This window comes from Oerskovia sp. NPDC056781 (assembly GCF_042789955.1).
Lineage (GTDB): Bacteria > Actinomycetota > Actinomycetes > Actinomycetales > Cellulomonadaceae > Oerskovia > Oerskovia rustica.
In genome coordinates this window covers 1-8,926 of the sequence record NZ_JBHUAD010000164.1, presented here as the reverse complement: position 1 = coordinate 8,926, position 8,926 = coordinate 1, and the positions used below count along the sequence as shown (strand labels likewise).

The following is an 8,926-nucleotide window of genomic DNA, read 5'->3' as shown; positions in this document are numbered from 1 at the left end:
GCTCCGGGCCCTGCGTCGTGCCCCGCGGTGTTCCGCCGGCGGGGTCGCGGCCCGTCGCGGGACACGGCCCGTCGGGGAGGTGGCCCGTCGGAGGGGTCAGGCGTCTGCCGGCGGGATCGGGAAGTTCGCCGAGAACAGGTTCGTCGGGTCGACCTGACGCTTGACCTGCCGCAGGCGCGAGAGCGTCGGCTCGGGGAACGCCTCGCGCAGGCGCTCGGGACGGGGGTCGGTCTCGAACGACAGGTAGAGCCCGTCGGTGTGCGGGTGCACGAGCTCGTCCCACGCGCCGTCGATCCCGCCGGGTCCGCGGCGCGACCCGAAGGCCGCGACCGAGAAGTTCTGCGTGCGGTGCGCGTACGCCGTCGCGTCGGGCGCGACGTCGTTGACCGCTCCGCCGACCGCGCGGAGCTGGAGGAGCTGCGCGCCGCCGCCGTCGAGGAAGCGGGCGAGGTCGCGGGCCGTGGCCCGGTCGACGTGCTCGATCAGGCCCGAGCGCGAGCCCGGCTCTCCGCCGCCCGAGTGCTGGGCGTCGGCCCGGCGCACGATGCCCGAGTACGGCGTCAGCACGGCCTGGTGGTCGAGCAGAGGGGCCGAGTCGGCGAGGGCCTCGAGCGCACGGATCGCTGCCCCCGTGTCGTCGTCGGCCCACACGGTCATGAGCTGGGCCATGGGTCCACGCCCGCCGCGCGCCCCGCTCATGTGCAGGAAGCTCGTGAGCTCGCGCGGCGCCGACTCGACGGTCGCGGCCCAGCGTTCGAGCAGGCCAGCGGTGTCCGAGGCGTCGAGCACCATGGTCGAGTAGACGAGGTCGGTCACGGGCGTCGCCTGGACGTCGACCCAGGTCACGACACCCATGTTGCCGCCGGCCCCGCGCAGGGCCCAGAAGAGCTCGGGGTCGTTCTCGGCGTCGACGACGCGCACCCGGCCGTCGGCGGTCACGATCTCCGCGGCGACCACGTGGTCGATCGTCAGGCCGTGCTTGCGGCCCAGGAGGCCGATGCCTCCCGTCGTGGCGAGGCCGCCGACACCCACGCCGCCCGAGTCGCCCGAGCTGATCGCGAGGCCGTGCGGGGAGAGCACCTCGGCGACCTGGCCCCACGTCCCGCCCGCACCCAGGCGCACGCGGTGCGAGCCGTCGTCGGGCACGGTGACCTGGTCCAGGGCGCCGACGTCGAGGAGCACGCCGCCGTCGTTGGTGGACCGACCGCTGATGCCGTGGCCCGCCGAGCGGACCGCGAGCGGCACTCCCTGCTCGCCGGCCCAGACGACGGCCTCGGCGACCTCGTCCGCGGTGCGCGGGCGCAGCACGATGCCCGGGGCGCCCGAGCGCATGTAGGTGTGGCGGACCGTGTCGTAGGCGCGGTCGCCGGGCTCGACGGCGCGCTCGGTCAGCGAGTCGGGCAGACCGTCGTAGTCGATCCCGTCGCGGCGGGCCGCGAGCGCGAGGGCGCCGCGACGGCGACCGGCGGGGGCCGTGCCGGTCGAGCGGCGCTCGGCCGCGACGAGCTCACGCAGCGCGGGGGCGACCTCCTCGCCGAAGACCTGGATGTCGCGCGGGTCGTCGGTCGCGAGGACGAACCCGGAGACACCGTCCTCGAGCGCGAGGTTGCCGAGCTCCTCGACCCACTGCTCGACGGGGCCCTGGAGGTAGCCCAGGCGGTTCGACGTGAACCTGCCGTTGACGTTGACCATGCGGCGCACCGCGCTCGGGTCGCGTCCGGCCGCGATCGCGGCCTCGTCGATCACCGCGTTGCCCTTGGCGAGGTCGCCGGGCTGGAGGTAGGACAGCGACGGCAGCCACCCGTCGCCCTTGCGGCCGATGAGCCGCTGCATGCGCGGCTTGACGGCGCCGATCCAGATCGGGATGTCGTGCGCGGGGGACGGTCCGCGCTTGGCGCCGTCGACCTGGTGGTGCGTACCGTGCACGCGCAGGGGCGTGCGGTCGCTCGTGTCCCAGATGCCGCGGATGATGTCGACCGCCTCGTCGAGGGCAGTGACGGCCTCGCCCGGTGTGAGGCGCGGCGTCCCCATGGCCTCGATCGCGTCCCAGAACGCACCGGCCCCGAGGCCCATGGCGTACCGGCCGCCCGAGAGCAGGTCGAGGCTCGCGGCCGCGCGGGCCAGGACGGCCGGCGGGCGCAGCGGCAGGTTGAGGACGTTGCCCGCGACGTGCACGCGCTCGGTCGCCGCGGCGACCCAGGTCATGAGGGTCCAGGTGTCGAGGAAGCCCGCCTGGTAGGGGTGGTCCTGGAAGGTCACGAGGTCGAGCCCCGCGTTCTCGGTGATCTGCGCGAGGCGCACGGGCGCCTGCGGGTCACTGTTCTGCGGGGTCAGGAAGGTCCCGAGGATGAGGTCGTGGCCGTAGTCCGTCATGCGTGCGCGCTCCGTGTGCCGCGGGGGCGGCGGTCGTCTTCAAAGATCGTCTGAGTCACAGACGATATCACCAGCAACTCATCTTCGATCGAGATCATTCCGGGGTATCCTGGTCCCGTGACCCTCGCGACGCCGGACACCACCCGCACCCCCAGCCCCCTCGGCTGGCCGCTCACCGCGCTCCTGCGCGAGTGGAGCGCACGCGTCGACTCGCTCGCCGAGGACCTGCCCGACGGGACGCGCTGCTACCAGGTGCTCTCCGCCGTCGTGCACGACACCCCGCCCAGCCAGGCCGCGCTCGCGGCGCGCCTCGGCATCGACCGGACCGTCATGACCTACCTCATCGACAAGTACGTCGACTGCGACCTCGTCGAACGCCAGGCCGATCCGACCGACCGCCGGACCCGGCGCATCGTCGCGACCGCCAAGGGGCGCGAGGTCCTCGCCGACCTCGACGCCCGCGTCGCCGCGGCCGAGGAAGACCTGCTCGGAAGCCTCGACGCCGCGGACCGCGCGACGCTGCGCCGCCTGCTCGACCGCGCCGCCGACGGGGCGAGCCACGACGAGGACCGGTGCGCCGTCGTCGTGCAGGGCATGGACGCCGCGTCCTCGACACGGGCGCGCACCCCGCGCTAGGCCGCGACCGCTGGTGCTGGGATCGTCCGCCGGGACAGCAGGGCCGCCACGAGGAAGCACAGCGCTCCCAGCAACGTGCCCATGTTCGCCCAGTACGCGCTCACCAACGAGTCCGTCTGCGGCACCACGTAGGCCCCCACGGCCGACGCACCGAAGAGGACCGACCCCACGAGGTTGAGCCACGTCCCGTGCCACGTGCGCGCGTCCGTGTCCCACAGGTTCCCGCGGTCCCTCGTCGCGACGACCGCGAACGCGCTCGAGACGAGGAACGCGACCGACCCGTAGGCGTCGGGCCGCCAGCCCGCCCCCAGCCGCTCCGGGTCGTCGATCGCCCCGCCCAGGGCCGCGGCCGTGCTGATGTTGAAGAACACCGTCCCGACGAGCTGGACCGCCGCCGACCACCAGTCCCACCGGTCGGCCGGGTTCGCGCCCCGCCGCGGTACGCGCCGGCCGCTCAGGCTCAGCTGCACCGTCGCGGCGAACGTGAAGAACACCGACCCTACGCAGAACGTCACGCCCACCAGGACCGGCCCCACGGCGTCGGCGTAGGGCGGCAGCGCGCCCACCAGGAAGCACAGCGACCCGACGACGAACCCCCACGCCTCGCGGCGCAGTCGACGGACCCGCTGGTCACCAGCCATGCGCCCAGCGTGGCACGCGGGTGCGCCGCCGTCTCGGCGGGCCGGCCTGCGTCAGGCGCGGTCCTCGCCGACCGCGCTCAGCGCGTGGGTGTCTGCACGACCTGCCCGGCCCACGCGAAGCCGCCGCCGAAGCCGATGAGCAGCGCGGGCACGCCCGCCGGGATCTTGCCCGCGTGCCACCACTTCGACAGGCCCAGCGGGATGCTCGCGGCCGACGTGTTGCCCGACTCGGTGATGTCCGTGACGACGACCTTGTCCTCGAGGCCCAGCGCCTTGGCGAGCGGCTCGATGATGCGCAGGTTCGCCTGGTGCGCGACGAGCACCTCGATGTCGTCGAGCGTCAGGCCGGACTTGTCGACCGCGGCACGTGCCCGGTCCGCCGCACGCGTGATGGCCCAGCGGAACACCGCGCGACCGTCCTGCACGAACTTCTCGTCCGGGGCCTCGATGAGCACGGCGGGGGTCAGCTCGGGCTCCGAGCCCCACGCGACCGGCCCGATCCCCGGGGTGTCGGTCCCCTGCACCACGAACGCGCCCGCGCCGTCGGCCGTGAGGATGCACGTCACGCGGTCGGTCCAGTCGGTGAAGTCGGTGAGCTTCTCGGCGCCGATCACGAGGGCCGTGGTCGCGGAGCCAGTGCGGATCGCCTGGTCCGCGAGCGCCAGGGCGTGCGCGAAGCCCGAGCACGCGACGTTGACGTCCAGGATCACGGGCCCGACGACGCCGCGCAGGTCGGGTGCGTCCTCCTCCTCGGGCGTGGACTGACCCGGCATGACGCCCGTGCGCAGGTTGTACGCCACGCGGCCCGCGGTGTTGGGCGACCGGTCGCGCGCAGTGGCCGTCGCGACGATGACCATGTCGACCTCGCTCGCCGCGACACCGGCGTCCTGCAGGGCGTGCCGGGCGGCGGCGGTGGCCATGTCCGCCACGGTCTCGTCCTCGGCCGCGACGTGCCGCGTCACGATCCCCGTGCGGGACCGGATCCACTCGTCGTTGGTCTCGACCAGCTGGGCGATGTCGTCGTTGGTGAGCGTCCGCTCGGGCTGGTGGTGGCCGATCCCGACGATGCGCGAGCCGGCGGCTCCGGTGAGGGTGAGCATGGGTCGATCATTCCCCCGGGTGGGTGGATCGACCAAGTCGTCGGCGTCTCCTGCCCGGGAGCCGACCTGCACCCCGCTGAGCGGGACCGCCCGTCGGGGCCGACCATGGGAGGACGGGGGCATGACGCGGAGGCATGGCGAGCCGCGTCCGCCGCGATCCGCACCGACGACGGGAGCATCGCTATGTGTACGGGAATCAGGTTTTCGGACGGCCAGGGCAGCGTCTACCTCGCACGGAACCTCGACTGGACGAGCGGCTACGGCCAGCAGGTGGTGCTGACGCCCACCGGCTACGCACCGAGGTCGCCGTTCGGCGCGGTGCCAGGCATCGAGCACGCGACCATCGGCATGGGCATCGTGGAGGAGGACACCCCCCTCTACTTCGACTGCGGCAACGACGCGGGCCTGGCCGTGGCCGGGCTCAACTTCCCGGGGTACGCGGCGTACGCCCCTGGACCCGTCGAGGGTTCGGTCAACGTGGCCGCGTACGAGTTCCCGCTGTGGGTGTGCTCGCAGTTCGCGAGCGTGGACGAGGTCGAGGCGGCGCTCGCGCACGTGGTGATCGTCGACAAGCCGATCAACGACAGGTACCCGAGCTCGCTGCTCCACTGGATCATCGCCGACGGGGAGCGCTCGATCGTGGTGGAGCACACGAGCGAGGGCATGCAGGTCTTCGACGACGACGTCGACGTCCTGACGAACCAGCCCGGGTTCGCGTGGCACCACGAGAACCTGCGCAACTACCTCAACACCTCCCCCGAGTTCCCCCCGGCGACCGAGCTGGGCAGGGCGCGCCTCACCCCGTTCGGCTCGGGCTCGCACATGCGCGGCATCCCCGGGGACTACTACTCGCCCTCCCGGTTCGTCCGGGCCGCCTACGTCAACGCCCACTACCCGACCAAGGGGACCGAGGCGGAGAACGTCAGCCGAGCCTTCCACACGCTGCAGCAGGTCGCGATGGTCGACGGATGCGCTGCGATGGGGTCGGGCGAGTTCGAGATCACGGTCTACACCGGGCTCTTCTCCTCCGGCACCGCGACCTACTACTGGAACACCTACGACGACCCGGCGATCCACAGCGTCGCGATGGCGGACCACCCGACGGGCGGCGAGAAGCTCGTCCTCGCGTAGACGTCCGTCGCTGGCCGGCGCCCGGCAGTGCCGTGCGCCGGCTAGCGACGATCGAGCGCGGCCCGTTCGTCGTCGCGCGGCGCGAGGACCACGGGGTCGCCCTCGCCGTCGAAGACCCGCACGGGGCGGGACTCGTCCCAGCACTGCCAGCCAGGGTCGCCGGTCGTCGCGAACCCCACCCAGGCCGAGTGCATCGCGGTCGCGAGGGACTGCGGGGCGTCGGGCCCGGCGAGCGCGCGCGAGTCCGGCGTCGCCAGGCCGTCGAACACGAAGCCCAGCTCGACGGCGTGGGCCGCGCCGAGGTCGGCGACCGGGCTGCGCCAGGCGAACTCGTACACGTGCGTCTGCGCGCCCGCGGCCCGGCGGGCGTCGGCGACCCGCTGCAGCGGGACACGCAGCAGGACGTCCGTGGCGAGCGCCCCGAGGACGACCCCGACCGACGCGCCGGGCCGGTTGCGCCGGAACACCCGCACGGCCCGGGCCGAGATCCCCACCTTGCGACGGGCCACCGCGAGATGCAGGCGCTTGAACGTGCCGAGCAGCCCCGTGGGGACGAACCAGAGGCGGTATTCCTCGGTCGTGGCGCCCATGAGCAGCGGGATCGTGCGTCCGGCCCCTGCGACGAGCGCTTCCTCGGGGGTGCGGGGCACCAGGTCGTCGTCGAGGCACAGCGCGAACCCCGGGCCTCCCGTCAGCGGGGTCGCCCCCGCCGTGACGCGGTCCTGCGAGGCGACCAGCGCCTCGGGCAGGACGGTCGCGAAGCCCGCGCTCGTCGTCGGGACGGCCAGGTCCTTGCCCATGGCGCGCGTGATGCGCCCTGCCCGGGCGGGCGGCTGCGCCGACAGCGGCCCGCTCTGCACGATCGCGCGCGCGACGAGCCCCGGTGCCGAGGGGTGGGCCAGGATCGCCGCGACCGTGTTACCACCTGCGGACTGCCCCGCGAGCGTCACGCGCCGCGGGTCGCCGCCGAACGCCGCGACCTCGTCCTGGACCCAGGCCAGCGCCGCGAGCTGGTCGGCCAGGCCCAGGTTGCGCGCGGCGCCGTCGAGCACCGAGAACCCCTCCGCACCGAGCCGATAGTTGACCCCGACGAACACGACGCCGTCCTGCGCGAACCGCGTCCCGTCATAGCCTGCGAGCGCGTTCGACCCGTGCGCGAGAGACCCGCCGTGCACCCACACGAGGACGGGCAGCAGCCCGGTGCCCCGCTCCGCCGGGGTCCACACGTTGACGTGCAGGACGTCCTCGCCGTCGATCGTCACGGTCGGCAGCAACGCGCCGAGCGCACCCGGGTACGGGGACTGCGGGGAGGTGGCCCCGTACCGGGACGCGTCCCGCACCCCGTCCCAGGGCTCCGCGGGCACGGGCGACGCGAAACGTCGGCTGCGGAAGGGCGGCGCCGCGTACGGCACCCCGAGGAAGCGCTCGACGCCGTCCGTGACCGTCCCCTCGACCGCGCCCTTGCTCGTGACGACCCGTACCCGGTCGGCGACCTCGCTGTCAGCACTCATCCCGCCATGGTCTCTCCGGTCGGCCCGGGGCGTCGGCGGCGCGCCGGTCGGGTCCGGGACGGGCCCTGTTCGTGGCGTTCGTGCTCGTGACCGTCGTGGCGGTCGTCGCGGCGGTCTTCTCGACCGGGTTCGACCCGACGATCTAGGCTTCGGTGGATGTCGAGCGTCCAGCGGTTCCGCGGCCGCATCGCCGGGTGGGGCACGGCGTCGGGGACGCGTCTGGTCGTCGGCAGGTGGGACGTCTCCCCGTTCGGGGCGTTCGCCGACGTCATGGCGGAGCGTCCCGACGGCGAGCGCATCCTTCTCGCCCCGTCGCCCCAGGTCGCGGACCTCGTCGCGGCGACGTACCGCTTCGACCGGGTCGAGGTGTGCCCGGTCACCGTGGGCCGGGTGGCCGGGTCCGGGGACTGGCACGTGGTCGCCGGGCCGCTCGAGGCGTGGGTCGACGTCGGGCGTCGCACGGCGCTCGGCCGTGCGCTGCGCATGGTGCCCCGTCGGGTCGCCGCCTCCCACCGGACGACGGTCCTCACCGACCCCGTCGCACGGGTCTTCCTCCGCGGTGTCCGGACGCGCGGGAGCGCCGGACCCGGCCGGGTCGAGCACTACGGCGCGACGGACGTGCACGAGATCACGGGCGCCCGCACCGAGTGGGACGGTGAGCGGCTGGGAGACCTGCGGGACGTCGACCCGCCGGTCCGGTTCGGGTTCGGTTCCACGCCGCGACGACCGTCCGTGACCGACGTCGTGACGACGATCGTCGAGCGCTGACACGTGCACGGGTCTCCCCGTTGCCGGATGATCGGTGCCATGCGCAGCACACTCATGAACCACGTCGAACAGCCGGGCGAACCGGGAAGCTTCCAGCTGCAGAACGACCGCATGCTCAAGGTCGACCTCGCGGGCACGGGCGGGTTCTTCTACGCCCGGCAGGGCTCGATGGTCGCCTACCAGGGCGACGTCGACTTCGCGTACGAGGGGTCGGGCGGTGTCGCCAAGATGTTCAAGAAGGCCTTCACGGGTGAGGGCATGTCCCTCATGAAGGTCTCGGGCAGCGGCGACGTCTTCCTCGCGCAGGACGCGGACCAGGTGTTCGTCCTGCACCTGGAGGACGAGGCCGTCACGGTCAACGGGTCCAACGTGCTGGCGTTCGAGAGCACCCTGACCTGGGACATCAACCGCGTCGAGGGCGCGTCCATGATGAGCGGCGGGCTCTTCAACACGACGTTCACCGGGACGGGGTCCCTCGCCGTGACGGCGTACGGGACGCCCGTGGTCCTCGACGTCGACGAGCCCACGTACGTCGACATGCAGGCCGCGGTCCTGTGGTCGAGCTCGCTCACGTCCACGATCCGCAAGACCGCGAAGCTCTCGGCGGCGATCGGCCGTGGGTCGGGCGAGGCGTACCAGCTCGGTCTCACGGGGCGCGGCATCGTCGTCGTGCAGGCCTCGGAGGGGCACCCGGTCCCGACGTCGAGCTGACCCTCGCGCCGAGGTAGACCCCTGTGCGCGAGGTAGACCTCCTGGAGGTCTACCT

The 8,926-nt window shown here is 73.4% G+C and carries 8 protein-coding genes; 4 read left to right on the top strand and 4 right to left on the bottom strand.

Annotated elements, in window-relative coordinates:
* Positions 1 to 96: 96 nt before the first annotated feature.
* On the bottom strand, positions 97 to 2,373 hold the full coding sequence (locus ACFRCR_RS13645; protein ID WP_377678237.1) for an LLM class flavin-dependent oxidoreductase: 2,277 nt from the start codon (positions 2,371 to 2,373) through the stop codon (positions 97 to 99).
* 117 nt (positions 2,374 to 2,490) lie between these two features.
* Here ACFRCR_RS13645 and ACFRCR_RS13640 point away from each other — a divergent pair, with 117 nt between their 5' ends.
* A complete protein-coding gene (locus tag ACFRCR_RS13640) occupies positions 2,491 to 3,009 on the top strand; it encodes a MarR family winged helix-turn-helix transcriptional regulator (RefSeq protein ID WP_377678235.1) in 519 nt (172 codons plus the stop codon).
* Here the strand turns inward: ACFRCR_RS13640 and ACFRCR_RS13635 are convergent.
* Positions 3,006 to 3,650 carry a hypothetical protein gene (locus tag ACFRCR_RS13635; protein WP_377678234.1) on the bottom strand — a complete coding sequence of 215 codons (645 nt, stop codon included), beginning with the start codon at positions 3,648 to 3,650 and terminating at the stop codon, positions 3,006 to 3,008. The genes ACFRCR_RS13640 and ACFRCR_RS13635 overlap by 4 nt on opposite strands.
* Before the next feature lie 77 nt (positions 3,651 to 3,727).
* Positions 3,728 to 4,750: a 3-oxoacyl-[acyl-carrier-protein] synthase III C-terminal domain-containing protein gene (locus ACFRCR_RS13630; RefSeq protein WP_377678232.1), complete on the bottom strand. Its 1,023-nt coding sequence runs from the start codon at positions 4,748 to 4,750 to the stop codon at positions 3,728 to 3,730.
* Positions 4,751 to 4,933: 183 nt separating this feature from the next.
* Here ACFRCR_RS13630 and bsh point away from each other — a divergent pair, with 183 nt between their 5' ends.
* Complete coding sequence (gene bsh, locus ACFRCR_RS13625; protein ID WP_377678231.1) at positions 4,934 to 5,881, top strand: choloylglycine hydrolase; 948 nt, start codon at positions 4,934 to 4,936, stop codon at positions 5,879 to 5,881.
* Between the two features lie 41 nt (positions 5,882 to 5,922).
* Here bsh and ACFRCR_RS13620 read toward each other — a convergent pair whose 3' ends face one another.
* On the bottom strand, positions 5,923 to 7,392 hold the full coding sequence (locus ACFRCR_RS13620) for a carboxylesterase/lipase family protein (RefSeq protein WP_377678229.1): 1,470 nt from the start codon (positions 7,390 to 7,392) through the stop codon (positions 5,923 to 5,925).
* Positions 7,393 to 7,548: 156 nt separating this feature from the next.
* Here ACFRCR_RS13620 and ACFRCR_RS13615 point away from each other — a divergent pair, with 156 nt between their 5' ends.
* On the top strand, positions 7,549 to 8,160 hold the full coding sequence (locus ACFRCR_RS13615; RefSeq protein ID WP_377678227.1) for a hypothetical protein: 612 nt from the start codon (positions 7,549 to 7,551) through the stop codon (positions 8,158 to 8,160).
* Positions 8,161 to 8,199: 39 nt separating this feature from the next.
* The gene (locus ACFRCR_RS13610; RefSeq protein WP_377678225.1) at positions 8,200 to 8,871 is read left to right on the top strand and encodes an AIM24 family protein; all 672 of its coding nucleotides are present in this window, start codon (positions 8,200 to 8,202) and stop codon (positions 8,869 to 8,871) included.
* Positions 8,872 to 8,926: the final 55 nt, after the last annotated feature.

Bases quoted from the DNA above. Each gene is read 5' to 3' on its own strand.
- ACFRCR_RS13645 (WP_377678237.1), bottom strand. From the start codon at position 2,373: ATGACGGACTACGGCCACGACCTCATCCTCGGGACCTTCCTGACCCCG.
- ACFRCR_RS13635 (WP_377678234.1), bottom strand. From the start codon at position 3,650: ATGGCTGGTGACCAGCGGGTCCGTCGACTGCGCCGCGAGGCGTGGGGG.
- ACFRCR_RS13630 (WP_377678232.1), bottom strand. From the start codon at position 4,750: ATGCTCACCCTCACCGGAGCCGCCGGCTCGCGCATCGTCGGGATCGGC.
- bsh (WP_377678231.1), top strand. From the start codon at position 4,934: ATGTGTACGGGAATCAGGTTTTCGGACGGCCAGGGCAGCGTCTACCTC.
- ACFRCR_RS13620 (WP_377678229.1), bottom strand. From the start codon at position 7,392: ATGAGTGCTGACAGCGAGGTCGCCGACCGGGTACGGGTCGTCACGAGC.
- ACFRCR_RS13615 (WP_377678227.1), top strand. From the start codon at position 7,549: ATGTCGAGCGTCCAGCGGTTCCGCGGCCGCATCGCCGGGTGGGGCACG.
- ACFRCR_RS13610 (WP_377678225.1), top strand. From the start codon at position 8,200: ATGCGCAGCACACTCATGAACCACGTCGAACAGCCGGGCGAACCGGGA.